This is a genomic window from Anseongella ginsenosidimutans, assembly GCF_008033235.1.
GTDB classification, from domain to species: Bacteria; Bacteroidota; Bacteroidia; order Sphingobacteriales; family Sphingobacteriaceae; genus Anseongella; species Anseongella ginsenosidimutans.
Window position 1 is genome coordinate 3,599,794 of sequence record NZ_CP042432.1, and the last position, 24,503, is coordinate 3,624,296.

The 24,503-nt window shown below is 48.8% G+C and carries 23 protein-coding genes; 14 read left to right on the forward strand and 9 right to left on the reverse strand.

Features of this window, described 5'->3' with window-relative positions; genetic code table 11:
• Positions 1 to 142 precede the first annotated feature (142 nt).
• The 3 genes from FRZ59_RS15050 (at position 143) to FRZ59_RS15060 (ending at position 2,198) form a co-directional block, all read left to right on the forward strand.
• Positions 143 to 910 (forward strand): helix-turn-helix domain-containing protein, encoded by a 768-nt coding sequence (locus FRZ59_RS15050; RefSeq protein ID WP_132128627.1) that lies wholly within the window; start codon positions 143 to 145, stop codon positions 908 to 910.
• 162 nt (positions 911 to 1,072) lie between these two features.
• On the forward strand, positions 1,073 to 1,489 hold the full coding sequence (locus FRZ59_RS15055; RefSeq protein ID WP_132128628.1) for a DUF1398 domain-containing protein: 417 nt from the start codon (positions 1,073 to 1,075) through the stop codon (positions 1,487 to 1,489).
• A 100-nt stretch (positions 1,490 to 1,589) separates the two neighbouring features.
• A complete protein-coding gene (locus FRZ59_RS15060; protein WP_132128629.1) occupies positions 1,590 to 2,198 on the forward strand; it encodes a dihydrofolate reductase family protein in 609 nt (202 codons plus the stop codon).
• 45 nt (positions 2,199 to 2,243) lie between these two features.
• Here the strand turns inward: FRZ59_RS15060 and FRZ59_RS15065 are convergent, their stop codons facing one another.
• The 4 genes from FRZ59_RS15065 to FRZ59_RS15080 form a co-directional block, all read right to left on the reverse strand.
• The gene (locus FRZ59_RS15065; protein ID WP_132128630.1) at positions 2,244 to 2,648 is read right to left on the reverse strand and encodes a VOC family protein; all 405 of its coding nucleotides are present in this window, start codon (positions 2,646 to 2,648) and stop codon (positions 2,244 to 2,246) included.
• 86 nt (positions 2,649 to 2,734) lie between these two features.
• Positions 2,735 to 3,226: an anthrone oxygenase family protein gene (locus FRZ59_RS15070; RefSeq protein WP_132128631.1), complete on the reverse strand. Its 492-nt coding sequence runs from the start codon at positions 3,224 to 3,226 to the stop codon at positions 2,735 to 2,737.
• A gap of 11 nt (positions 3,227 to 3,237) precedes the next feature.
• Positions 3,238 to 4,059, reverse strand: coding sequence for an NmrA family NAD(P)-binding protein (locus FRZ59_RS15075; protein WP_132128632.1), 822 nt, complete (start codon positions 4,057 to 4,059; stop codon positions 3,238 to 3,240).
• A gap of 82 nt (positions 4,060 to 4,141) precedes the next feature.
• Entirely contained in the window at positions 4,142 to 4,921 is a 780-nt protein-coding gene (locus FRZ59_RS15080; protein WP_132128633.1) for a helix-turn-helix domain-containing protein, read from the reverse strand.
• 250 nt (positions 4,922 to 5,171) lie between these two features.
• Here FRZ59_RS15080 and FRZ59_RS15085 point away from each other — a divergent pair, with 250 nt between their 5' ends.
• Positions 5,172 to 5,894, forward strand: a complete 723-nt coding sequence (locus tag FRZ59_RS15085) for a hypothetical protein (RefSeq protein ID WP_132128634.1) — start codon at positions 5,172 to 5,174, stop codon at positions 5,892 to 5,894.
• A gap of 125 nt (positions 5,895 to 6,019) precedes the next feature.
• Here the strand turns inward: FRZ59_RS15085 and FRZ59_RS15090 are convergent, their stop codons facing one another.
• Positions 6,020 to 7,210, reverse strand: coding sequence for an alpha-hydroxy acid oxidase (locus FRZ59_RS15090; RefSeq protein WP_132128635.1), 1,191 nt, complete (start codon positions 7,208 to 7,210; stop codon positions 6,020 to 6,022).
• Between the two features lie 236 nt (positions 7,211 to 7,446).
• Between FRZ59_RS15090 and FRZ59_RS15095 the strand changes: the two genes are divergently transcribed.
• The 3 genes from FRZ59_RS15095 to FRZ59_RS15105 all read left to right on the forward strand — a co-directional run bounded on the left by FRZ59_RS15095 (position 7,447) and on the right by FRZ59_RS15105 (position 9,009).
• A complete protein-coding gene (locus tag FRZ59_RS15095; protein ID WP_132128636.1) occupies positions 7,447 to 8,262 on the forward strand; it encodes a helix-turn-helix domain-containing protein in 816 nt (271 codons plus the stop codon).
• Between the two features lie 66 nt (positions 8,263 to 8,328).
• Complete coding sequence (locus FRZ59_RS15100) at positions 8,329 to 8,760, forward strand: VOC family protein (protein WP_132128637.1); 432 nt, start codon at positions 8,329 to 8,331, stop codon at positions 8,758 to 8,760.
• Positions 8,761 to 8,820: 60 nt separating this feature from the next.
• Positions 8,821 to 9,009 (forward strand): hypothetical protein, encoded by a 189-nt coding sequence (locus FRZ59_RS15105; RefSeq protein WP_132128638.1) that lies wholly within the window; start codon positions 8,821 to 8,823, stop codon positions 9,007 to 9,009.
• Here FRZ59_RS15105 and FRZ59_RS18550 read toward each other — a convergent pair.
• Complete coding sequence (locus tag FRZ59_RS18550) at positions 9,006 to 9,158, reverse strand: hypothetical protein (RefSeq protein WP_158640647.1); 153 nt, start codon at positions 9,156 to 9,158, stop codon at positions 9,006 to 9,008. The two genes, FRZ59_RS15105 and FRZ59_RS18550, sit on opposite strands and share 4 nt — an antisense overlap.
• A 95-nt stretch (positions 9,159 to 9,253) precedes the next feature.
• Between FRZ59_RS18550 and ligD the strand changes: the two genes are divergently transcribed.
• From ligD to FRZ59_RS15120, 3 genes are all read left to right on the forward strand, one after another.
• The gene (ligD, locus tag FRZ59_RS15110; RefSeq protein ID WP_132128639.1) at positions 9,254 to 11,269 is read left to right on the forward strand and encodes a DNA ligase D; all 2,016 of its coding nucleotides are present in this window, start codon (positions 9,254 to 9,256) and stop codon (positions 11,267 to 11,269) included.
• A 156-nt stretch (positions 11,270 to 11,425) separates the two neighbouring features.
• Complete coding sequence (locus FRZ59_RS15115) at positions 11,426 to 12,856, forward strand: 3-keto-disaccharide hydrolase (protein WP_132128640.1); 1,431 nt, start codon at positions 11,426 to 11,428, stop codon at positions 12,854 to 12,856.
• Positions 12,857 to 14,854: a c-type cytochrome gene (locus FRZ59_RS15120; RefSeq protein WP_132128641.1), complete on the forward strand. Its 1,998-nt coding sequence runs from the start codon at positions 12,857 to 12,859 to the stop codon at positions 14,852 to 14,854. It abuts the gene before it with no gap.
• Positions 14,855 to 15,012: 158 nt separating this feature from the next.
• Here the strand turns inward: FRZ59_RS15120 and FRZ59_RS15125 are convergent, their stop codons facing one another.
• Entirely contained in the window at positions 15,013 to 15,753 is a 741-nt protein-coding gene (locus tag FRZ59_RS15125) for a 3-oxoacyl-ACP reductase family protein (protein WP_132128642.1), read from the reverse strand.
• 91 nt (positions 15,754 to 15,844) lie between these two features.
• Between FRZ59_RS15125 and FRZ59_RS15130 the strand changes: the two genes are divergently transcribed.
• The 4 genes from FRZ59_RS15130 (at position 15,845) to FRZ59_RS15145 (ending at position 19,999) form a co-directional block, all read left to right on the forward strand.
• Complete coding sequence (locus FRZ59_RS15130; RefSeq protein WP_132128643.1) at positions 15,845 to 16,204, forward strand: winged helix-turn-helix transcriptional regulator; 360 nt, start codon at positions 15,845 to 15,847, stop codon at positions 16,202 to 16,204.
• Positions 16,205 to 16,275: 71 nt separating this feature from the next.
• Positions 16,276 to 17,703, forward strand: a complete 1,428-nt coding sequence (locus tag FRZ59_RS15135; RefSeq protein WP_132128644.1) for a M14 family metallopeptidase — start codon at positions 16,276 to 16,278, stop codon at positions 17,701 to 17,703.
• A gap of 64 nt (positions 17,704 to 17,767) precedes the next feature.
• A complete protein-coding gene (locus FRZ59_RS15140; protein ID WP_207910247.1) occupies positions 17,768 to 19,132 on the forward strand; it encodes a Gfo/Idh/MocA family protein in 1,365 nt (454 codons plus the stop codon).
• Between the two features lie 15 nt (positions 19,133 to 19,147).
• Positions 19,148 to 19,999, forward strand: coding sequence for an alpha/beta hydrolase (locus FRZ59_RS15145; RefSeq protein WP_132128646.1), 852 nt, complete (start codon positions 19,148 to 19,150; stop codon positions 19,997 to 19,999).
• A gap of 439 nt (positions 20,000 to 20,438) precedes the next feature.
• Here FRZ59_RS15145 and FRZ59_RS15150 read toward each other — a convergent pair whose 3' ends face one another.
• Positions 20,439 to 23,276, reverse strand: coding sequence for a PVC-type heme-binding CxxCH protein (locus FRZ59_RS15150; RefSeq protein ID WP_207910248.1), 2,838 nt, complete (start codon positions 23,274 to 23,276; stop codon positions 20,439 to 20,441).
• A gap of 259 nt (positions 23,277 to 23,535) precedes the next feature.
• Positions 23,536 to 24,501, reverse strand: coding sequence for a sugar ABC transporter substrate-binding protein (locus FRZ59_RS15155; protein WP_207910249.1), 966 nt, complete (start codon positions 24,499 to 24,501; stop codon positions 23,536 to 23,538).
• Positions 24,502 to 24,503 lie beyond the last annotated feature (2 nt).

Below are 24,503 nucleotides of genomic sequence, written 5' to 3' on the forward strand. Positions count from 1 at the left end.
CAATCCTCCATAATTATCTATTGAACCCTGCAACAAAGTCATACCGGCTTCATTCGTAAACAAGCGATGCCTCTAACATTAAATATGCAAAAAATATTCATAAATTTAATCTCGAAATTTGCCATAGCTTCGTGATACCGGCATGAAATATCAAACTTACATACCGTGCGATGGCCTAAAGCCCTTTGTAAATGCGTTCGCGATATCGGAAACGGAAGCGGAAAGCAGTTACAAAGTGTTGCCTGATACCGGTGTAGTAATAGGATTCCAATACAGGGGCCGGCTCTCCTATACAGAAGATGAAACCGAGATACCCCTTTCGGCTTCTGGTATAACCGGCATACGCGACCGCTATCGCATTTTCAAGAACTCCCGGAACATCGGAACTGTACTAGTATTTTTTAAAGCCGGCGGCGCCGCTTCTTTTTTTAAACAACCAATTAATGAATTGTTCAGAGAAAGCGTGTCGCTTGACAACTTCATTCGCCGATCTGACTTGCTGATCCTTGAAGAACGGATTTGCGGCGCAATAATAGATGAAGAAAGGATCGCCATCATTGAACAGTTTCTGCTTTCAAGGATGAAACAAGATGCAGCTGACCCCCTGGTGGCAAGCGCTATTTCGCTTCTCTGCCAAACCAAAGGAATACTAAGGATCGGCGAGCTATCAAAACAATTGCATACCAGCCAGAGTGTACTGGAAAAAAGATTCAGGCAGATTGCAGGCGCGTCCCCTAAAAAATTTGCATCTATCGTACGTTTTAAACATACGCTGATCAACTACAAGGCTACTTCCTCATTGACGGAACTGAGCTATGAATCAGGATTTTACGACCAGGCCCACTTTATCAAAGAATTTAAACAATTTACGGGTGAGACGCCTGAGGCCTTCTTTACCGTCCGGTTCTGACAGACTATCCCACTATTTCGAATTCAACGATTTTTTACAATTCAGGGGTCTTTACTTTCACGAATTTTACGCATTCAAATAGCAATAGAATGAAATGACTTCTTCTGCAATCGTTCCGGTTGCAGGCGGAAATGGAAATTATTCACTTAAAACAACAAGCATATGTTTACACTTGAACAGGTTAAAAAAGCACTGGCTAAAGTAAAAACAGGAGCAGATTTCCCTGCTTATGTACAAGAATTGAAAAAGCTTGGCGTAACATGGTACGAAACTTTTGTTTCCGATGTCCATAGTAACTATCACGGTGAAAACGGATATACGATACCTTCACCGCCGATATTTGCCCCGGTAGAAATTGCGGACGTACCCTCTGAATCCCGATTGAGGGAGGCAATAAAAAAGCATCAGGCAGGTGAAACAGGTTTTCCGACCATCAGGCAGCAAGCTGCGAATGCAGGAGTGCATAAATGGAAAGTGGATATTCAAGCGCTCACCTGTACGTATTACGACAGAGCGGGCCATGTAATCCTTGTGGAAGAAATACCAATACCCGCTTCCCTGCGCCCCCCGGAGTCTTGATAAGGAAGCGCTCCTTGTCGTAATATACCTTCATAATGTCGTATTCACCCGCTCTGCTTGCATCCAATAACAGCTATTTTTGTGAAACAAAATCATAGAAATGAGAAAATTAAAATTGCTGATGCAAATATCGGTGGACGGCTACGTTGGAGGCCCAAACGGCGACCTTGACTGGCGAACATGGAATTATGATGACAAGTTGAAAGCCTTTGCAAACAACCTGCGCGACAGTTGTGATACCATCCTTCTTGGCCGAAAAATGGCAGAAGTGTTTATTCCGCATTTCGAAGAGACGGCAAACAATTTACAATTCAAAAATAGCGATAAAGCATCGGAGGAGAAATTTGCCTACGCTAATCGAATGGTGAACATGTCAAAAATTATCTTCAGCAAAACGATAAAAGCACTTGATGGAAAAAATGTTTCTGTGGAAAATGGCGACCTTCCAGCTGCAGTCAAAAATCTCAAAAGCAAAAAAGGCAAAGACATGATCGTGTATGGCGGAGCAGGATTTGTTTCATCACTCATCAAAGAAGGATTAATTGAGGAGTTCAACCTCTTTGTCAATCCTATAATGATAAACGAAGGTTTGAGAGTTTTCGATTTGCTTAAGCACAGGCAAAGACTTTCCCTGATAAATGCAAGGCCTTACGACTGTGGAATTGCAGTATTAACCTTCCAACTTGATCATGAAAACCATTTAAACTAAATACTAGTGCTACGGGTTCAATTATCCAGTATTCGGCTTTAAGTATTAGCTCGGCATCTGGCTTTCGTCCATATAAGCCAATTCCCATTGGTGACCGTCTAAATCAGCAAAACTGTGCTGGTACATCCAACCATGGTCGGCAGCTTCGGCATAAATGGTTGCGCCCAATTCTTTTGCCTTAGCGACCATTTTCTCAACTTCCTGGCGGGAACTTGCATCCAAGGCTATGAGTACCTCCGTGCTTTTATTCGCATCACATATTTCCTTTTGCGTGAAAGTTTTAAAATAGGGCTCAGTAAGCAGCATAGCAAATATGGAATCGCTAATAACCATACAAGCCGCTTTGTCATCACTGAACTGAGGATTAAAACTGAATCCAAGACCTTCAAAGAAATTTTTCGACCTGTTCAGGTCTTTAACCGGCAGATTGACAAAAATTTTCGTAGCCATGATTTTTTAGTTTTTTTTATGAATACTGAAAGCATATCCGTATATTCCTTTACTGTCCGCTTCTCAATATAATGGCAGAGAACTACTCACTTTATTTTCAGAATTGATAAAATAACCAGTAAAAAACAAAGAACCGACCCTATCGTTCGGATTAAATTCAATTTGTTCCAGGGGGCCTCAAACTTTTCCCGCAACGAAAACAGCTCTTGCGGCGAAGCAGTGTTCACATTAATATCCATCAGCATATTGTTCAGTGGCACATTCCCTGCCATGGTCACGCCAAACACCCCGACAACGTACATGGCGGTGGCCGACAGCAACAACCAGAATGAAAAATTGACCCCGGCATGGTACGATAACCAGGTGGCCAGGGGCAGCACGATAAGGCTGCCCATAAAACTGGCGAAGAACCAGGGATTTAATATGGCTGTATTGATCGACTGAAAAGCCGTTATATACTCCCTGTCCGAAAGCTTACCCAACGCGCCTGTAACGGAACAGGCATAGCTGTAAAACAATCCTGCCACCAAACCGGTAAGCAATACCGCGACAATGTGAATGATCTGATAAAAATCCATTCTTTCATTTTTTAAACGTTCCAAACCCCTGTTTCTTTAGCTTTGGCCGCATATTCATTAAAAGTAGTTGGTTTGCGGCCTAGTACTTTTTCTATATCGTTCGTGGTCGATTCGTTTCTTCCATCCAATACTTCAGTAAACAAATATTGCATAAGCCAAATAATGTCTTCAGGGATTTGGTAGCCACGGAGGATGTTGACGTACTGATCCATATTCACTTCGTCGTACTCAACAGGCCTGTTGATGGCTTCGGAAATCATTTGGGTCGTATCTTTAAAAGACAGCAATTCCGGGCCGGTCAGTTCATAGATCTTCCCCTTGTGCTGATCGTCCGTCAGCGCTTCAACCACCACATCCGCAAGGTCATCAAGATCGACAAAAGGTTCCAATGCTTTATGCTTAGGGACAATGATCTGGCCACCCAGAATATAATCAAGAAAATAGAATTCGCTAAAATTCTGCATGAACCAGCTGGACCTAACAATCGTAGTGTGCAGCCCCGAATTCATGACGATCCTTTCTGCTTCCGCGGCCTCTTTCTCGCCCCTTCCGGAAAGAAATACCAGTTGCTGAACACCGGTTTTTTTTACAGCATCCACAAACCCCAGGATTTTTTCCAGCGCCCCGGGGGTCACAAAGTCCGGGTAGTAAGTGATATAAATTTTTTGGATACCGTCTAAAACAGCAGGCCAGTTCCCAGGTTTATCCCAATCAAAAGGCGGGTTTCCGCTCCTGGAGCCTGCCCGAATGGGGATTCCCCTGTTTTGAAGACTTTCCGCCACGCGTTTTCCGGTTTTCCCCGTCGCTCCCAATATCAAGATTTCATTTGCCATAAATTCTGTTTTTTGATTTAACGAATTATGACAAAAGTAGGAGGCGGCTAAAGCCAGAAATTGTACAATTCGGACAAAGCGCCTACTGCGGCTTTTTTAACTGCAAAGGCCTCTTTCCCGTAAATTTCTTGATGTTCCGTATAAAATGGGACTGGTCAGCATAGCCGTTTTCATAGACCACATCGCTCAATTTTGAAAAGCCGCCTGTGGTGATTTGACCCAAAGAGGTTTGAAACTGTATGATTTTTGCAAATTTTTTCGGGGAAATCCCCACACAATCATTGAATTTCCTTCGTAAGGTCCTTTCTGTGGCATTCAGGTGCCTGGCCAGTTCGTTAACAGTAATGACTCCCTTCAGATCCAGGACAATTTGAATGGCCCGTTGTATTTCCCGGTATTCTTCCATTCCCTTTTCACGGGCAATCCCTGAAAGGAACCGGGCGATGATTTCCACCTGCAAACCTATTTCAGGAGCAGCAGCTACCGCTTCCAAAGAATTTTCCACAGCTGCCCCTTGAAGGCTTGAAAGGTCAAAACAGTCATCGTTTAGTTTTTTAGGATCAACATCGAACAACAGTTTGGAAGCGAAGGGGTACAGCTGAAAAACAATCATTAAATAAGGGGCCTTTATCAAAAGTTCGAAAGGGGCGATCATTTGGCCGTATAGGAAAAAAGCGGTAAGTGCTTTTTTCCGGGGTATCAGAAATCCTTTTTCTGACTGCAAGTATACGATTCCCGGATAGCCATCCGCAAAAAATGGAAGCGTTGATTCCTGTACGCCCTCCTTCTCTTCCAGAACCAAAATTTCCTTGACGAACAATTCCAGATCGTGGTCAGCTATTATTTTCGCAGCATCTATCAAATTTCTATTCCTTTAGTTACAGTAGGTATCGATGTACTCCTTTATTCTTCTATTGGATCCAGATCGCAGATCGAATATACTAATTTATTTACGAGCCTTTCACATCTAAAACAAATGAAAAGAAGCAAAAGAATGATGGGATTAGGTCAATATTTAGAATTTACTTTAGGATAATAGCTATGAATATAGGACCCTACTGGGCTAACCTGGATTCTCAGCAGATGCTGCCGGAAATGTATCCCATTTTAAAATGGGACAGGCGGGATTGGGTGGAGTCCAGGAGATTACTGGTGGAGCCAGGTTAATCCATCGGATTCGGAATGATTATATTTGTCTTAACCTTTTTGAGGAATGTTTACTAAAAATAGAATTATGTGTACCTGTAGTCGTTTTCGAATTATTGTATTGTCCGTGTTCATCGTGGTCAATTATCCGGGCGCAACAAAGCAATCGGCAGATTGAAAAGACCAATTTATTTAAATATGGAAATCCTGTCACGGATGAACAGGTAAACTTTGATAATTTCGCGACCAATTTTCCTTTATGTGTACAGAATGCTGATGAAATTGATCTATTAGAAATCGACTATATTGGAAAAGTTGAAAGTACCCGGCAGGCGATGAAACTGCTTCGGCATAATATATACCATAACGCTCCTGCCTGGGGGATTTCATCGAGTTACGGTGGCACGAAGGAGAGGGATAGAAAAAGCAACTTCTTTAGATTGTCGACTAAATCACGAATAGACACCACACAAATAAATGCCAATGAAATTATTGATACGTTAGCCAATCACTATATACACACCGGCGATGCCGTATATGCCATTAAAATAGTGTCACCAGAACATCAAACTTTTGATTACTATGTGTTTGTCAATTCGAAAACCAAACAGGTAGTTACTAAAGGGAATATGTTGGCTTTTGATGTGCCCCTGGATTTTATTAGGAAAAAAACAAAAAACAGCTATTAAAAATCCAATGCTTGTTAGCGTTGGAGAGTATTAGCCACGTAAGATGAATTGGATCAGGTGGAGAACTTCAAATCTCTTCCAGGTCAGGCACCCGGGCAAGCAGCGTTCGCCGCTTCTCTTCATCATCAATTATGAGGACCTAGTTCATATGCTCCGGACCCCACAGGCACTAATGTAGCTTTGAGATCATCAATTTTCTCGCAACACAATTGTTCCATTACTTGCTTAAGCTGGGATTTAAACATGGCAATGGTATGGTTTCCTCCGTTATTTCCCAGGGCGGCAACGCCGTACATAAACGGCCTGCCCATAAAGGTAAAACTCGCTCCGGATGCAATTGCACGGGCAATATCAGGGCCGGACCGGACTCCTCCATCCATCATGACCGTTATTTGATCGCCGTATTTTCCGGCGAGGCATTGCAATGATCTTATAGAAGATTCTCCGGCATCTATTTGCCTTCCGCCGTGGTTCGACACAATGATACCATCCGCCCCGAGCGCAATACATTTTTGAATATCCTCTTCACTTACAATCCCCTTAACAACCAGCTTCCCTTTCCATTTATCACGGATGGCCGCTATTTTTTCACTGTTTATCCTTCCGTTAAACGTTTTATTCATGAACTTTCCCAGCTGGCTCATATCCATTTTGTTGTCCATGTATTTTTTCAGGGTTGCAAATTCCGGAATGCCCGTTTTAAGGGTCTCTAAAGACCAGACAGGCCTGCCGAAAGCCTGAAATATGTTCCTTAACGTCATTCTCGGAGGCATGGAGAGGCCCGCCTTGATTTCGCGATAACGAAAACCAAAAGAAGGCACGTCCGCCAACAGGGTCAGTACAGGACAATTTACACTTGTCAACCGGTCAAGGATATCATCCCGCAGCGCATTTTCAACAGGATGGTACAATTGAAACCAAAAATTGCTTTCGGTAATCTCCGCAATCCTTTCTATCGAACTCGTTGAAACCGTGCTTAATATAAATGGCACATTATGCCGTAAAGCAGCTTTAGCCAATATTTCCGGCGCATTTGGCCACATCAATCCCTGAAGACCTATAGGAGATATACCAAACGGCGCGTCATATTCACGGCCGAAAAGGGTCGTCCGCATATTAACGTCGTTAAAATCCTTCAGGTATTGCGGACGCAGCTCAATTTTATGAAAATCAGATTCGTTTTTTAAAAGGTTAACTTCCTCGTTGCAACCTCCTTCGAGATAGTCAAAAGCAAATTTTGGAATACGCCTTTTAGCCCTGTTTTTTAAATCTCTTACTGATGGATACTCAGGTGCATATTTTAAAAGATCTTGCATATCATATTATTTTTACCAGGTTAGCTCAAATTATTTCAGAAGCCCAAAATACGTAAAAAACAAATATTCGTTAATAAGTACGGGCTAAACAACTTTACAAATGCCTGGAAGTGACGATAATAGAAATTAGCCCTGGGGTTCGGTATCTGGCTGCGGGGATTGAACACAGCAGTATTTTTTCAGAAAACGTTGATAAATTACTTTTACTGACGATATTTCGTACTTTTAAATCAGGCATGAAACTGCAACTGATAGATCTCTTACCGCCATTAAAAGACTACATTCATAAAATGTGGATCTTCGAGGCCGCCGGTCGCTTACCAGGCGAGGATATGCGCATGCTGGTTCCTGATGGGCGTTTACTTATGCTGGTGCCGTTCAGAAATGTGATAACGGGCAAAATGGATAAGCGGGAATACCTGGCTGGTCCGCAAACTATGTCCCTGGTGGGCATTTCCGATTCGCCAGCAGTAGTGGATACGCAGCAGGATGGACCGATTGGTATAATCGGAATTGATATCAACCCACTGGGAGCCTACCGTTTTTTTCGGCTGCCATTGAAGGAAATCAAAAACCAGCTTCATCCGCTGCCGGACCTGCTGGGAAAGGCGGCCAGGCAGCTGGAAGCAACAATTGCCGGCACAGAAAACATTTCCCGAAAAGTGAAACTCCTGCAAGAATTCCTGGTGAACCGGTTTCATTCGGAAACCCCGGATCTTGTTTTTGAATACTGTGTGCGGAAAATCGAAAATTCGCAAGGCCGGATATCCATCAGGCAACTGGAGCAGGAAACCGGTTATTCCGGCCGCTGGCTGAACAGGAAATTTGAGGAAAAGCTGGGGATGAGCCCAAAGAACTTTTCCTCTGTCAGGAGGTTCCAGTATTATTACCAGGCATTGCTTACAAACGCGTCCAGGATCCTAAGACATAAAGAGTTTTACGATCATTACTACGACGAATCGCACTTTATCCGGGAATTTAAAAGATACACGGGCCTTCCACCAGCCCGCCTGGAAAACGCAACCAATAATTTCGGGCGGCTTTTTCTATAAGCAAGCGAGTTCCGATTTATACAATGCCGGCATCGCTCAAGTCCTTTTCTTTACAGAAAATAAATTATGTCACTTATCGTTCCATACCTCAATTTTAAGGGCAATACAGAAGAAGCCTTCAATTTCTACAAATCCGTTTTCGGCGGTGATTTTACTTCCGTGCAACGGTTCGGCGACACCCCCCATGCCGGTGATATACCGCCAGGCCAGTCAAACAAAATAATGCATCTTTCCCTGCAAGTAGATAAAGATACGTTGCTGTTGGGCAGTGATAACCTGGAGTCGATGGGTATGCCTCCGCTGGTGGAAGGCACGAACTTTTCGCTTTCCTGCCACCCTGAATCAGTAGAAGAGGGAACAATGCTTTTCAATGCCCTTGCTGCAGGCGGCCAGGTATTAATGCCTTTCGAAAAAGTTTTCTGGGGCGCTCATTTCGGAATGCTGATCGATCAATTTGGCATTAAGTGGTTGTTTAATGTGGCAGAAGAGGGAGCATAGTTGCGCTGTTTTTTTGTTAATATGGCAAAATTAACACCCAATTAGTATGTTTGCGGTGCAATGACAATCGAAATCAAAGAAGCACTCGAGGCGTGTATTCGTCAACAAAGAGAATTGGAAAAGACTTATCCAAGCCATGTTCGTGACGTGAAACTGTCAATATTGGTATTGATGGCCGGTAAAGGGCATGTACCTCAAAATGACAATGAGCGAAAAGAGTGGCTGAAATATGTGGAAACGCTCGCCTAAACACCAGCTTTTTTCGCCATTTTCTCTGACAGCGCGTTCAGCAGCAATTTATTATAGTTTTCAAGAAGAAAAACATACTTGTTTTTCCAGTAGTCGGGTTGTGCGGTAGCTCCATCCTTTTTATCTGCTTTTTTTTCTTGCGTTTGCATTGAATTTCCTTTCGAACAGCTTTCCTACCAATTCCGTGCCGTTTCTTCGCCGCTACAATTGCTTTGGCAGGTTATTTGAAATCAAAACCGTTAGCATGGGACTCAATATAACTGCATTACTGAAGAAAAGAAAGCGCGCCCGGATGCCTTCCGGCATACAGCCAATGCTGGCCACGGCGGTAAACGAACCCTTCAGTGATCCGGCCTGGCAATACGAAGTAAAGTGGGACGGTTACCGCTGCCTGGCCTTTCTGAATAAGAGAAAGGTTGAATTATTATCCCGGAATAAAAAATCCTTTACAGGGAAATACTACCCCTTAACAACGATATTGGAAAAATGGCCCTTTAATGCCGTTCTTGACGGAGAGATCCTGGTGATAAATAAAGAAGGAGTGGCCGACTTCGGGGCCTTGCAAAACTGGCGCAGCGAGGCGGACGGCGATTTGACCATGTATATTTTTGACTTGCTTTGGTACGAAGGGAAAGACCTTACCGGGCTTCCCCTAAAGGACCGCCATTCGATATTGAAGGAAATATTACCCGCCGATGATGACCGGGTTCGCCTGAGCCAGGTCTTCGAAGCAGACGGCCTTGAGTTCTATGAAGCAGCAAAAAAACTGGGGCTTGAAGGCATTATGGCTAAAAAGGCCGATAGTACGTATTCAGTTGGGACACGCACCAGACAATGGCTCAAGATCAAAATCGACAAGAGGCAGGAAGTGGTTATTGGCGGTTATACAAGGAACGAAGGTTCCACCAAAAGCTTCAGTTCGCTCCTGCTGGGTGTGTACGAAAATGGCAGGTTTCTATACGCGGGAAAAGTGGGAACGGGTTTCACCAACAAAATGCAAAAGGAATTGATGAAGGCATTTAAGCCGCTTACCATTCCCACCTGCCCTTTTGAGCATGAACCCGATGTCAATAAGCCATCCAGGTTTCGCCCGGATCCGCCGAAGGCTATTCCTACCTGGCTAAAACCTCAGTTGGTTTGTGAGGTCAGTTTTGCCGAAGTCACCAGCGACGGTGTGTTTCGCCATCCTTCCTTTCAGGGAATGCGCGAAGATAAAGAGGCCCGCGAGGTCACCAGGGAAAAGGAGATGGACACCGGAGCAATCCTGGAAGATAATAGCGAAAAAACTTCCCGTAAACGGGCCCTGATACGATCTTCCAGCAGCAAAGCAGCAAAAACGCTGTTGAACCCCAATGAAAAAACCCAGGTAAAGAAAATCAATGGGCGCGAGCTGAAATTCACCAATCTCAATAAGCTGTACTGGCCAGACGAAGGATTGACCAAAAGGGACCTGCTCAACTATTATTACCAGGTTGCCGAATATATTCTCCCTTACCTGAAAGACCGTCCCTTGTCCCTTAACCGTTTCCCCAATGGCATCAAAGGAAAAAGTTTCTATCAAAAAGACGTAAAAGGCAAATCCCCCGGCTGGGTAAAAACGCATCCCTACACCACTTCCGAAGGAGAAGATAAAGAATTCCTGGTGGGCGACGATAAGGCTACCCTTCTTTGGATGACATCCTTAGGCTGCATTGAAATGAATCCCTGGTTCAGCCGGACAAAATCCCCGGACCATCCCGACTATTGCGTACTGGACCTGGACCCCGATAAAAACACGTTTGAACAGGTAATCCTGGCGGCGCAGGAAGTCAAAAAAGTACTGGATGACCTGGGCGTTCCCTCCTACCCCAAAACCTCCGGCTCCACCGGAATACATATCTATATTCCTTTGGGGGCAAAATACGACTATGACCAGTCTCAGCTGTTTGCACGCATGGTTGTCAACAAAGTCCACGAACGGATCCCGAAATTCACCAGCGTTGAGCGCCAGATAAAAAACCGGAAAGGAAAAATGTACCTGGACTTTTTACAAAACCGCCCCGGCGCTACGCTCGCCTGCCCCTATTCACTTCGACCTAAACCCGGAGCAACCGTTTCCATGCCGCTGTTCTGGGAAGAAGTAAAAAAAGGCCTGTCCATGTCTGATTTCACGATTCATAATACTCTTGAAAGGCTAAAAGCGGAGGGCGATCTCTTCAAAGCCGTATTGAGAAAAGGCATTGACCTGGAAAAGGTGATCGAAAAGATGGATAACAGTTGATAAACCTATTTTTCGCCCTGTCAGCCTTGCTAAATCGTTATTTTGTTACAAAAATCTTTTACGATGATGCTTCGGATAAGAAACAATATACTTATCTTGCGCTGATTTAGACAAACAAAACTAACTGATTATTCCATATTTATTACTTAGCAGATTATGCATTTAAATTCCGTGCTTTTACCTCCAAAAGTACTTTGGATTTCCACGTTACTCGTGATTTCTCCTTTTTTTTCCCGCGCGCAAACCGTGCAGGAACTTGGGGATCTGGCAGATTTTAAAAATCCCGGGCCTACCTGGCAAATGACCGGGAAAGTGAAGGCCAGCCTGGAAAATCCGGGGGAACTTATTCTTTCAGCAGGCAATGATATCCTCGTCAATTATCCCACCAGGAAAAAACACGGGCAGGACCTGTACACCGTAAATGAATACGGCGACATGGAGCTGGAACTGGATTACCTGATGGCCCGCGGTTCCAATTCGGGAATTTACCTGCAGGGGCGTTATGAGCTGCAGTTGCTGGATTCCTGGGGTGTCCCCACGCCTTCCTACGGGGATAACGGCGGCATTTATGAACGCTGGGATTCTTCCAAACCCAAGGGATCGGAAGGATACGAAGGACGCGCGCCCAGGCAGAATGTGAGCCGTGCGCCAGGTGTATGGCAGCACCTGAAAGTTTCTTTCCGCGCTCCGCGCTTTGATGCTTCCGGTAACAAAACAGAAAATGCCGTTATTGAACAAGTGGTATTAAATGGCGCCCTGATCCATGAGAACGTCGTATTATCCGGGCCAACACGCGGAGCAATGAGCGAAACGGAAGCCGCAAAAGGCCCCCTTCGTTTCCAGGGAGACCATGGCGCTGTTGCTTTTCGCAACATCCGGGTCACCGTTTATGACGCTGGCAAAGAACAAGCAAACGAGGAAGAAAGATCCTTGCCCGATCCTATTTTCGTGGATGCGCCGGTAAACACCAACCTTAGAAGCTTTATGGATATTCCCGGCGGCAAGCGCGTGGTCCACAGCATTTCCGCAGGCAGCAGGGAACAGGTACATTATACCTATGACCTGGACCACGGATCTTTATTCCAGGTATGGCGCGGCGGTTTCCTGGATGCTACCCCCATGTGGCATTCCCGCGGCGACGGTTCTTCCAGGCCGCGCGGAGCAAAGGTATTCCTTGGCGAGCCGGTCCTTGCCCTGAGCCCCCTTGCTTCGGCACAGGCTAACTGGCCCGCCGACACAACCGGCAGCAGCTTCGTTCCTGACGGATATACTCTGGACGAGCAAAACCGGCCCGTATTCAATTACCAGATCAATGGAGCCCATGTGACAGACGCCTCCAGGGCGTTAGACAAGGGTGAAGGCTTGCTTCGTGAAATTACCGTAACCGGCGGCAGCGGGGAACTGTACCACCTGGCAGCACGGTCGGAGAAGATTGAGCAGGTTAGCCGCGAACTGTACCTTATCGGCGATAATGCCTGGTACATCCGTATTAATGACGGGGCCAAGCCTGTCCTGCGTGAAAAAGAAGGGCAAAAAGAACTGATTATCCCTGTGAACCAAAAGATTAGCTATTCAATATTATTCTAAATGAGAAGGTTTTATACTAATTTCCTCTGCTGTTTGTTGCTGTGTGCCGGCGCCTTTTTCCAGGCAGCAGCGCAGGAAACTCCAAAAGAAGAAGATTTTTTCCAGATCAAAAAGGTGAGGGTTCCGGAAGGTATCCTGCTGGAAGTAGGCGGGCTTACTACCCTTCCCAACGGGAACCTGGGTATTTCTACCCGGCGCGGCGACGTGTATATCGTGGAGAACCCTACCAGCAATACACCCTATTTCCGGAAATTTGCCTCCGGCTTGCATGAGATCCTGGGATTGGCCTGGAAAGACGGTGATCTGTATTGCGTTCAGCGCGGAGAACTTACCCGCCTTGCAGATACCGACATGGACGGGAAAGCCGATCTGTATGAAACAGTATATGCCTGGCCGCTGACCGGGAATTACCATGAATACAGTTACGGACCTGCTATTGCACCTGACGGCTCCTTTTATGTAACCACCAATGTGGGCTTTTGGGGAGAGCAATGGTGGCGCGGAGACAGCCGCGTACCCTGGAGGGGCTGGACCATGCGGATCGCCCCCGATGGCACTATGCAGCCCTGGGCGGCAGGCATGCGCTCACCTGCCGGACTCGGCTTTATTGGCGATGAATTATTCTATACCGAAAACCAGGGTGACTGGATTGGCTCCGGCGGCCTCTGGCATTTACGCAAAGGCGACTTTACCGGCAACCCTGCCGGGCTGAAATGGGCGCACCTGCCGGAATCTCCAGTGAAGCTTACCTATAAGGAATTCACGTCAAAGATCGATATCCGGGAGGACAAACGCCCTGACGGCGGTTATATCAAACCGGAAAATATCCAGAACGAACAAGACTACCTGACGGCGCAGGGGGTACAAAAATTCTTTCCTTCCTTGCGGCTGCCCGCTGTCTGGCTTCCCCACGGCATCCTTGGAATTTCCAATTCCCAGCCCATTAAGATCCCGGAGGGTCATTTCGGTCCTTTTGAAGGCCAGATACTCGTAGGCGACCAGGGAATGAGTATGATTTCCAGGGTATTCCTTGAAAAAGTAAACGGTGAATACCAGGGCGCCGCTTTCGCCTTCCGCAGCGGTTTCCGCTCAGGCGTACTTCGCCTGTCATGGGCTCCCGACGGTTCCCTGTTTGCCGGTGAAACCAACCGGGGTTGGGGCTCGGCCGGCGATGCAAATGAAGGCCTGGAGCGCCTGGTATGGAACGGGAAAACCCCTTTCGAAATGAAAGCCGTCCGCGCTATGCCGGATGGATTCGAGATTGAATTCACCATGCCTGCGGACCCGGTATCGGCCGGCGACCTGGCCTCTTATTCTGTAGCCAGCCATACCTATAAATACCATCCTGTTTATGGAAGCCCGCCCGTGGCCCAGGAAACCTGCAAGGTAACAGGCGTGAAACTTTCCGAAGACGGTTTAAAAGCGAGGATCGTCGTTGAAAATCTTCGCCCCCATTTCGTACATACCATCAGCCTGGATGGAGTGCGGGAAAAGGAACATTACTATTCACTTGTTCATCCTACCGCCTATTATACCCTGCATTCCATTCCGGAGGGCAAAAAATTGACGGCGGCTGAAGTAAGCACCAGGGATTCTTCCATCCCCGAAGTGGCAGCGGCTCCGGTAAGCGAACCTGAAAAGGGAAGCGGACCGCAGTCTGTAGGTCAGAACGACGCAAAAGCCGTTTCAACAAAAGAAACCTCCGCAGCGCCGTCTAAAAAAACGACCACAGCTCCGGCAATAAACCCAAAGGAAATCAAAGGCCTGCTGGCAAAGTATACCTGCATTGCCTGCCATAATGCCGACAAACGGCAGGTAGGGCCGGCGTATAAAGATATTGCCGCAAGAAAATACAGCAACGAAGAAATAGTCGAGCTGATCCATAATCCCAAGCCTCAAAACTGGCCGGACTACGCTACGGAAATGCCTCCCATGGCACATGTTCCGAAAGCGGAAGCGCTTAAGATCGCAGCTTATATTAATTCACTTGCAAAGTAGATCCAGCGTCGTTTCAAAGAGACTGGGAGCATAGCAGATGCTCTTATAACCAAACGCCCCGGCACCATTCAGCTGCCGGGGCGTTTTTATTTCTACCCGGCTGCTTTCAGCCAGCCACATTAAAGAGGCAGCCGGAAAGAGGCAGCCGGCGGGCTGGTTCAGGCATTCAATCCTCCGTCAATGGTAAGCGCGGCGCCGGTAATGAACTTCCCTTCATTACTTGCCAGAAAAGCCACCAGCCCGGCAACATCCTCCCCTTTCCCGTATTCCGGAATGGCCATCCGGCTCCGTAGAAAATCCGCTAATTCCGTATTAGCCGGATTCATATCCGTATCGACGGGCCCCGGTTGGACCAGGTTCACGGTGATCCGCTTTGCTCCCAGGTCCCTGGCCAGCCCACGGGTAAATCCCTGCAAAGCTGACTTGCTCATAGTATAAAGGGTAGCTTGCGGACTACCCGCCTGATCAGCCATATTGCTCCCGATGGTAATAATGCGCCCGCCTTCGGCCATGTATCTGATCGAGGCATGCGAGGCCAGGTAAACAGCCCTCACATTAACCGCCATTACATCCTCGTAATCCTCCAGCGAATGCTCTTCAAAGGGCTTCCCGTTATAAACTCCGGCATTGTTTACCAGCAGGTCAATGCGGCCAAATTTTTCGGCGGCACGGCTCACAGCGGCGGTCACCTCTTCCGGACGGCTGCTATCGGCTTTAACGGCCAGGGCTTCCCCCCCGGCGGCATTGATCTCCGACGCAATGGCTTCCGCTTTTTCAGCAGACCGGGAATACGTAAATGCAACGGCCGCACCTTCGGCAGCAAGCCTTTTTACAATCGAAGCGCCGATCCCCCGGCTGCCTCCCATAACTAATGCGGTCTTTTGAACTAATTTTTTCATCCTTATTTATAATTTTTGTCAAAACTAAGGCGTGAACTACTATATTTGGGTGTATCCAATTAATTATCAGGTACTAACAAAAAAGTAAGAAATGCGAAAGGACAGCTCTACCAATACTTTGAATGAAAAACGGATCAATGCAAGCTGCGGCATGGCGTATTCCCTGAAGATAGTTGGAGGACGATGGAAACCGGCTATCCTGTGCCGGATCGCTTACGGGACCATGCGTTACAGCGAGCTTAAAAAATCAATTGAAGGTATTTCCGAACGAATGCTGGTTAACCAGTTACGGGAACTGGAGAACGATCTCGTTATTGAACGGATCGTATATGCAGAGGTACCCCCGCGGGTTGAATACCGGCTTACCGCGCTTGGTGAAACCATGAAGCCCATGCTTGCAGCCATGTCTGATTGGGGGAATCTGCACCGTAATTATTTAAGCGAAGACTAGTGTGTGGATTCTAATGTCCTATCATTTTATTTTTTCCTTAAATTGAGCAAAAATAAAAACCGGCTATTGTCATGAAGATCCTTTCCTTCTTGCTGCTTCTCGTGTTAGCAGGCTGCTTTTCAGGCTGCCGGCAAGAGGAACGGGAAACAGTTTACCGCCCCGGGACCGACCTGCTTGAACAAGCCTACACCACCTTCCGGGAAGAAAGCCTTTCAGAACGGCGGTTCAAACACCAGAATATTGAACCCCTGATCCGAAAAAGGATGGAAGGAAGCAGTTTTCGCGTGGAAGAACTGGGAAAGTCCGTGGAACAAAGGGCCATTTACCAGCTCACCTACGGAAAGGGGCCGGTAAAGGTCATGCTATGGTCGCAAATGCATGGGGACGAAAGTACGGCTACCATGGCCCTTTTCGATCTGTTTAACTTCCTGGAAGGCAGGAACGATGATTTTGACACCCTGCGCAGTCTGCTCGCGGAAAACACCACCCTCTTTTTTATTCCCATGCTGAACCCGGACGGCGCGGAAGCCTTTAAGCGCCGCAATGCCTACGGATTTGACATTAACCGGGACGCGGCCAGAACGGCATCTCCCGAGGCCAGGATCCTGAAACAGGCCAGGGATAACGTAATTCCTGATTTCGGCTTTAACCTGCATGACCAAAGCATTTATTATAATGTGAAGGGCACACCCAAGCCTGCGACGATTTCTGTGCTGGCGCCTGCCTTTGATGAGGAAGTAAACATGAATGAGGTTCGGAAAAGCGCCATGAAAGTGATTGTGGGGATGAACGAACTCCTGCAGCAGTACATTCCAGGGGGCGTTGGCAAGTACGATGATTCTTTTTATCCCACGGCTTTCGGAGATAATTTCCAGAAATGGGGCACCAGTACTATTTTGATTGAATCGGGTGGCTATAATGATGATCCTGAAAAGCAATTCATCCGGAAGTTGAATTTTATGGTCATCCTGAAAGCGTTAACTGACATTGCCACCGGCGCCTACCAGGATTACGGCGAAACGCGTTATTTCGACATCCCCGACAACGATAACCAACTTACTGATCTGCTTATCCGCCACCTGCAGGTGCAGCGGGATAGCGCGGCGTACCTGACGGATATCAGCATCAAACAGGGAAATTCCTCCGTTACCCGGGATGCCAGTTTCATAGAAGATCTGGGCGATCTTTCCGTACTTTACGGTTACGAAGAACTGGATGCAGAGGGCTTTCAATGGCAAGCCGGTAAGCTTTACGAGCAAACCTATGCTTCCGCTGCCGAAATAAACCAGGAAGAAGCGCTCTCCTTATTACGGAAAGGCTATTCCGCCGTGCGTGTTGCTTCGCCGGGCGGTGAAGCGAAAGAGCTTCCCCTGATCATTCTTTACGAAAAGGCCTACAAACCTTCCCGGCCGCAGATCGGCGAAAAAGGCACCTTTTTTATCAGCAAGAACGGACGTCCGCATTACGCGGTCGTCAGGGGGAAGCTGATCAAATTATAAATCCATAAACTTATCTGAATCAATGGCATCAAAAGATTACTCTCGCAGACAATTTGTTAAAGGAATGGCTGTTTCCGCTGCCGGCTTTATGATCCTGCCCCGCCACGTGCTGGGCGGCAAAGGCTTCCTGGCGCCCAGCGACAAGGTAACCGTGGGCATCATCGGAGCAGGCGGCAAAGGGAGGCAAAACACAGGCTCGCTTTTGCAACTGAACGACGTCCAGGTTACCAGTATCGCCGATCCCGCTCCCTACTGGGATCTGAAGGACTTTTATTACAAATCAAAGGCCGGCCGCGGGCCGGTAAAGAAAATGATCGAAGACCATTACCAGGCACAGAACAGTTCTTACCGGATCAGCGAATACCTTGACTTCCGGGAAATGCTCGAAAAGGAATCTTCGCTTGACGCGGTAGTCTGCTCCACTCCCGACAACACCCATGCTTATGTATCGTTAAAAGCCATGCGGGCCGGGAAACATGTGTACTGCGAAAAGCCCCTTACCCATAATATCTGGGAAGCCCGGAAAGTAAAGGAAGTCGCAAAGGAAACGGGACTGGCTACCCAGATGGGAAATTCGCTTCATAGCGGAGAAGGTATCCGCCAGACGGTGGAATACCTTCGCGACGGCGCCATCGGGAAAGTAGAAGAAGCGCATACCTGGGTACCTGCCCAGCGCTGGAACCCCGGCTTGAGCGGCATCCCTGCCAGCCCGGTCCAAAGCGGAGAAGATATCGGCTGGGACCTGTGGCTGGGCCCTACCCCTTTCATGCCCCTGCACCCGGAATACGTGCCGGTTACCTGGCGGGATTTCTGGGCGCTTGGATGCGGCGCCCTTGGCGACTTCGGCTGTCATGACCTGGACGCTTCCGTCTGGGCCTTCAACCTGCATACACCCAAAAGCGTACAGGTATTTCCGGCCGGATACAGCGATGAACACATTGCTCCTTACGGAGAAACCGGCTATTATTATTTTGAAAAAAATGGCGACCAGCCTGATTTTAAGCAGGTCTGGTATTCCGGCGGACTGCAGCCTCCCCGGCCGGAATTGCTTCCAAAGGATGTGGAAATGCCCCACCGGGGCTCGCTCTTTATCGGCAAAAAAGGAATTATCGTTACCGGCGCGGGGGGCTCTAATCCGCAGATCTATCCCGAAAAGAGGCGTGAGCGGTACAATCCGCCAAAGCCGGAAATTCCCCGTTCCAACGGCCATTTCAGGGATTGGATCGATGCAATTAAGGGAGGCCCGGCAGCAAGCGCTAACTTTATTTACGGAGCGCGCCTGACGGAACTTACCCTGCTTGGTGTACTTTCCCTTCGCCTGGGCGGAAAAAAGATCCATTGGGACGGCCCTGACATGAAAGCCATTGGCTTACCCGAAGCAGATAAGTACCTGCGGGAACCGGTCAGGAAGGGATGGGAAATGATTTAAAGATAAAGGAAAACAATGAACTATCGTATGCTCTTTTTGATGATCGCGGGGATCACCGCGTATTTTAACGCTGCCGCCCAGGAGAGGGAAATCATTCACTTATGGAAGGACGTTCCCGGCGAAACCGGTCCCAAAAAACCTCACGAGCTTTCGGATGATACCAGCCGGGACGTAACCAGGATCTCGCGGGTGAGCGACCCCGTACTCCATGTTTACCGGCCTGCGCCCGGAAAGAATCGCGGGGCCGGCATCATTGTCTGCCCCGGCGGAGGTTACTCCATCCTCGCTATTGATCTGGAAGGCCATGAAGTGGCCGCCTGGCTGGCCGATCTGGGCTTTACCGCTTTTGTACTGGAATACCGGGTTCCCAAAAAACCGCTGAACGCCCTGCAGGATTTCCAACGGGCGGTGCGCGTGGTCAGAAGCCGTGCGGAGGAGTGGGGAATACAGTCCGGCAAGGTAGGCGCCATCGGCTTTTCAGCAGGCGGAGACCTGGTAGCGCGGGGCAGCTCCTTTCACGAAAAAAAACTTTACCCGCCGCAGGACAAGGCCGATTCCTTAACAGCAAAACCTTCCTTTTCCCTGCTGATCTACCCGGCTTATCTTGATAAGGGAGAAAACCGCAGCATTACCCCGGACCTGGAGATCGGCAGCGATTACCCGCCGGTATTTCTTTTCGCCACAGCTGACGATTCCCATGGAAACAGCACGCTGGTTATGGCCGGAGCGCTCCGCGACGCGAAAGTGCCGGCAGAGCAGCACCTCTATACCGAAGGCGGGCACGGCTACGGCCTCCGCCCAGGAAACCCTGCCGCTGACGCCTGGCCGGGGCTGGCCGCGAAATGGCTATCGCAGCTTGGGCTTTGAACCGGAATACAATAAGGGCGGCGCGCTGCGCCGGGGCTGGCCTGCCCGGACTCGCTCAGGCGATTCTTGCGGCGCAAGAATCAACATCGCTCGCTGCGGGCCGGCCAGCCCCCGGGCGCAATCCCTCCGCACATCGTGCGATCTCCGGGTTTATGTTTATAATGCATAAGCACACGATTAACCCTTATAAGTAGTTCACATAATATAAGTCGAAAATTGGCTTTATTACCGCTGAATAGCCGTTAATGTACCTGATTTTGTTGTACGCAGGCCAGCGCGCAGGCCAGCGTACAAGGCTTTGATTGCCCGCAGCGAGCGATGTCAATTCGTGCGGCTCCGCCGCACAAATTGCCTGAGCGAGTCCGGGCAATCAAACCAGCACGCGCGCGCCGCGGCCCATTTCACTATTCGCTACCCCGGCGCTATTCACCACCTGACGCTATTCGCCACCCGATGCAATTTGCTCAATAACAGCAATAGCCGCAGCCTGATCTTCCCGCAAGTCATCCTGCGCCTGCAGTTCCTGCCTGGTCTTGTTTAAAATGGTCATGGCGGCGCTCTTGTCCTCGGTTGCACCCAGGCGTTGTACGGTGTAAGTCAGCAAATTGGGCAGGGCAGCTTCCTTTGCAATATCAATAGCCCGCTGGGCATCCAGTTCTACCATCGGTTCCAGGGCGTACCAGACGATAAGGGGAAGATTATGGTCTTCGAAGTCCTCTTCATGTGAACAAAGGTTCTCCAGGATCGTCCAGCATTGGGCCGGATCCATTCGCTGAACAGCAGACGCGATGTACAAACGCACCAGGGCCGACTCATCATTCGCCGCCATTTGTTCCAAACGGGCCACCGCACCGGCAGGCACTTTCTTATCTTCCGCCATCAGCTGTATGGCCCAGGAACGCACATATTCGTCCTTATTATCCAGCAATTCCAGGAACTGCTGCTCGCTGATGCCCCCTGTTACATGGAGGGCCCACAACGCCCGCAGCTTCCGGGTGACGTCCGGGTTCTCGTTCAGTATCTTCCACAGGGCCTGGTGTACCTCGCCGCCGGCTTTTCTTTCCTGCAGCAGGCGACGGGCGTGCCGCACGTACCATTCATTTTCATGAAGCTGCAATTCCACCAGCTCCAGGTCCGTCTTTTTGCTGAGGTCCACTTTCACCCATTTATCTTCTTTGTGAGAGATTTTATAAATGCGGCCCAGCGTCTTGTTATGTACGTCGGGATTAGGGTTATGGCATTGATTCTGGTCATACCAGTCATGCACGAATATTGACCCGCTGGGAGCGATCTGGAAATTCAGCCAGAGGGACCAGGAATCGTTCGTGAGAATAAAGTCTTCACCGTGAGAAGCCGTGTACCCGGAGCCTGAACGGCTGATCTTATCCTGGTTTACGCGGTGGCCGTGAATATTGTTCATGAAAATGGAATTGCGATCCAGGCCCCAGTGTTCGTTACCCAGGTAAAACATGGCGCCGGCATGGGCATGGCCCCCGCCTGCTGCGGCGGAACGGAAATTCCCCGCATGCGGACCGCTGTCCCCTAACCAATGCACATGATCAGCAATGGTTTCGATATCATCGTACGTATACGGATTAAAGTGCTTTCCGCCCTGACGGAAGTAACGCCCTCCCTGGATCATATGAAATAAATGAGGGATCACACAAACCGTCACAAAGGTATGCCCGTAATCATTGAAATCGATACCCCATGGATTGCTGGTGCCGTGCGCGAATACTTCAAACTCATGCCGGGTAGGATGATAACGCCATACCCCCGCATTCAGGCCAACCCGTTCCTCATCCGGCGTGCCGGGCTTTCCAACCCTCGAATGGGTAAACACCCCGTGCGTGCCGTACAGCCAGCCGTCCGGGCCCCATTTAAAGGTATTCATTGTCTCGTGTGTATCTTCGTAACCGAAACCGTCCAGCAGTATCTGCGGCTCACCGGCCGGTGCATCACCGGTTTCGTCAATGGGAATGTACATGAAATAGGGAGCGGCTCCTACCCAAACGCCGCCAAAGCCTACCTCAATGCCGCTTACCAGGTTCAATCCGTCAATAAACAGCTTCCTTGAATCCAGGGAACCATTGCCATCGGTATCTTCAAAGATCAGGATCTGGTCTCCTCCCTTTCCTTCTTCGGCCCGCACGGGGTAGGTATGGGATTCCACGACCCACAAACGGCCCCGGTCATCCATTGCCATCGCGATAGGCTTGGTTATTTCCGGCTCGGAAGCAGCCAGGGAAATTGAAAATCCTTCCGGCAGCGTCATCGCTTTTACCGCTTCCTCCCCGGAAAGACCGGCATGTTCCACTACGTCTCTTTCCGGCAGGATAATAATATCAGCAGGCGATAACTCCCGGACGTATTCCGGCCGCTCTTTATGAAAACGGAAATCATCAAATGAAATATGAGACCATTTATTATCCCCTATATAATGTATCTCCGGCACTTTTCCGGTTTCTTCATCGACCAGGCGGATAAACATTTCCTTTCCCATATAAGGTTCCAGGTTCACCACCACCGGCCGGAAAACCCCCTGCGTTTTACCCGCAATATGCCCTACATTGACAGGGCCGGAAATCTCGAAAAAAGCCGTATCCTGCCCGGCAAGCACCAGTTCCACCCGCGTTCCTTCCAGCGCGCCTCCGGTCACTTTAAAAGACGCCCAGGGAGCGGCTATTTCAAACGTTTCCGAAGTAAGGACGCCCGTAGCCACGTAATTATTTGTACCGCCGCTGGTTACGTAATAATCCCCGCTCTGTTTCAGCTCCATACTATCAGGATACCAGGGAGCCGGATCAAAGGCGACCGATTTAGCGCTGAAAGCGCTTCCTTCCGCCTTCCAGTCTGCTAAGCTTGCCCGTTCAAATCCGAGGTTCAGGGGCTTTCCGTTCTTTCGCGGAGAATAACCCACGTCGCTGATAGTCTTTTCAAAACTTTCTACGATCTCAAACCGCCCGTTCATCATCTGCCGGTGCCCCGGAATACTGCAGAAATAAACGTCGTCTTCCAGCGCTTCGAATTCGATCACCGCGGTATCTCCTTCCTCCACTACCGGTTCGCTGCGGAGGCCCAGTTTTTCCATGACAATATCATGCGCCATCAGTTCTCCGTTGATAAGAGTGATCTTTACCCGCTCGCCTTTCTTTGCGCGCAGCACCGGGTTCCGCACGCCGTCAATATCGCCTCCGACGCCGGTGTAGCCGGTCATTTTCGAATTAAGAACGTACTCCCGGTCAATCGTGTCTTTTTCAGCCTTTTCCTTCTTCATTACACAGCCGCTCTGAATGCAGGCCGAAAATAAAAGAGCAATAAAGGTTATCCTTTTCCTGGTCAGGTTCATGGTCTTTGGAAAAATTTAGTTTAGTTAGTACGCTGTGTTCTGTGCCGCCAATTTTCAGCACATACAGCACGCTCAGTAAAATAATACTTCGCCCGCAATTTTAGAGAACCATGATAGAAAAAAGTCCCATTTTCTTTGCAATTACTGACTGAATATTACCCATAAAACATGGCCGCTTCAGCAGAGCTTACTTCAGGAAGTGATCCACATTTTCGCGGGTAACCAGCTGAAAAGGAATATAGATGGAACCTCCGGCGGCGGAATCACTCTTTTGAATGTAATCGACCGCCATCTGAACGGCCTTTCTTCCCTGCTCGTCCGCGTTTTGGTAAACCGTTGCATCCAGCCGCCCCTCCTTAACCGCCCGCAAGGCATCATCTATGGCGTCAATACTCACGACCACTACTTTTTCTTTCAGGCCAGCCTGCTCCAGCGCTTGTAAGGCGCCCATCCCCATTTCGTCGTTCTGGGCAAATACCGCATTGATCTTGCTTCCGTAAGATTGAATCCAGTTTTCCATCAGGCTCATCGCTTTAGCCCGGTCCCACTCGGCGGTTTGCTCCGCAAGGATGGTGATGCCCGGATGATCAGCCAGCACCGTCTTGGTTGCGGCCGCGCGCTTTAGTTGGGCAGCCTGCCCCATATAACCGTGCATAACCACAATATTCCCCCTTCCGTCAAGCAGATTTACAATATGCTCAAGCGCTATTTCGGCCGATTCTTCATCGCGAGATCCTACGAAGCCGTCCGGCTCGGCGCTCGTTTCCGAATTGACGTTGATAATGGGAATGCCTGCTTCTTTCGCTTTTTGGACGGCCGGTGAGCTGGCCTCCATTTCACAAGGGTTGAGAATGATCGCATCCACGCCCTGCGCAATAAAGCTTTCCACCTGCTGAACTTGTCTTACCGCCGCACGTTGCGCGTCGTTTACGATCAACTTCACCTGCTGCTCGCTTGCTTCGGCTTCCATGGCGTCCTTTACCTTTACAATAAATTCGGACTGCAGGCTGAGCATGGACGCGCCGATCACCAGCTTCCCGTCGGTTTGCCCGCCGCCCTGGCAAGCGCTAAGCAATACAGCGAGTACCCCTATTCCTGCGAAAGATCTGATGTTGCGGTCGCTAACTTTTGTTTTCATCTTGAATACTGACATCT

Excerpts from the sequence above, each read along its gene's own strand:
- FRZ59_RS15050 (WP_132128627.1), top strand. The coding sequence starts at position 143 with ATGAAATATCAAACTTACATACCGTGCGATGGCCTAAAGCCCTTTGTA.
- FRZ59_RS15055 (WP_132128628.1), top strand. The coding sequence starts at position 1,073 with ATGTTTACACTTGAACAGGTTAAAAAAGCACTGGCTAAAGTAAAAACA.
- FRZ59_RS15060 (WP_132128629.1), top strand. The coding sequence starts at position 1,590 with ATGAGAAAATTAAAATTGCTGATGCAAATATCGGTGGACGGCTACGTT.
- FRZ59_RS15065 (WP_132128630.1), bottom strand. The coding sequence starts at position 2,648 with ATGGCTACGAAAATTTTTGTCAATCTGCCGGTTAAAGACCTGAACAGG.
- FRZ59_RS15070 (WP_132128631.1), bottom strand. The coding sequence starts at position 3,226 with ATGGATTTTTATCAGATCATTCACATTGTCGCGGTATTGCTTACCGGT.
- FRZ59_RS15075 (WP_132128632.1), bottom strand. The coding sequence starts at position 4,059 with ATGGCAAATGAAATCTTGATATTGGGAGCGACGGGGAAAACCGGAAAA.
- FRZ59_RS15085 (WP_132128634.1), top strand. The coding sequence starts at position 5,172 with ATGGGACAGGCGGGATTGGGTGGAGTCCAGGAGATTACTGGTGGAGCC.
- FRZ59_RS15090 (WP_132128635.1), bottom strand. The coding sequence starts at position 7,210 with ATGCAAGATCTTTTAAAATATGCACCTGAGTATCCATCAGTAAGAGAT.
- FRZ59_RS15095 (WP_132128636.1), top strand. The coding sequence starts at position 7,447 with ATGAAACTGCAACTGATAGATCTCTTACCGCCATTAAAAGACTACATT.
- FRZ59_RS15100 (WP_132128637.1), top strand. The coding sequence starts at position 8,329 with ATGTCACTTATCGTTCCATACCTCAATTTTAAGGGCAATACAGAAGAA.
- FRZ59_RS15105 (WP_132128638.1), top strand. The coding sequence starts at position 8,821 with ATGACAATCGAAATCAAAGAAGCACTCGAGGCGTGTATTCGTCAACAA.
- FRZ59_RS18550 (WP_158640647.1), bottom strand. The coding sequence starts at position 9,158 with ATGCAAACGCAAGAAAAAAAAGCAGATAAAAAGGATGGAGCTACCGCA.
- ligD (WP_132128639.1), top strand. The coding sequence starts at position 9,254 with ATGGGACTCAATATAACTGCATTACTGAAGAAAAGAAAGCGCGCCCGG.
- FRZ59_RS15115 (WP_132128640.1), top strand. The coding sequence starts at position 11,426 with ATGCATTTAAATTCCGTGCTTTTACCTCCAAAAGTACTTTGGATTTCC.
- FRZ59_RS15120 (WP_132128641.1), top strand. The coding sequence starts at position 12,857 with ATGAGAAGGTTTTATACTAATTTCCTCTGCTGTTTGTTGCTGTGTGCC.
- FRZ59_RS15125 (WP_132128642.1), bottom strand. The coding sequence starts at position 15,753 with ATGAAAAAATTAGTTCAAAAGACCGCATTAGTTATGGGAGGCAGCCGG.
- FRZ59_RS15130 (WP_132128643.1), top strand. The coding sequence starts at position 15,845 with ATGCGAAAGGACAGCTCTACCAATACTTTGAATGAAAAACGGATCAAT.
- FRZ59_RS15135 (WP_132128644.1), top strand. The coding sequence starts at position 16,276 with ATGAAGATCCTTTCCTTCTTGCTGCTTCTCGTGTTAGCAGGCTGCTTT.
- FRZ59_RS15140 (WP_207910247.1), top strand. The coding sequence starts at position 17,768 with ATGGCTGTTTCCGCTGCCGGCTTTATGATCCTGCCCCGCCACGTGCTG.
- FRZ59_RS15145 (WP_132128646.1), top strand. The coding sequence starts at position 19,148 with ATGAACTATCGTATGCTCTTTTTGATGATCGCGGGGATCACCGCGTAT.
- FRZ59_RS15150 (WP_207910248.1), bottom strand. The coding sequence starts at position 23,276 with ATGAAGAAGGAAAAGGCTGAAAAAGACACGATTGACCGGGAGTACGTT.
- FRZ59_RS15155 (WP_207910249.1), bottom strand. The coding sequence starts at position 24,501 with ATGTCAGTATTCAAGATGAAAACAAAAGTTAGCGACCGCAACATCAGA.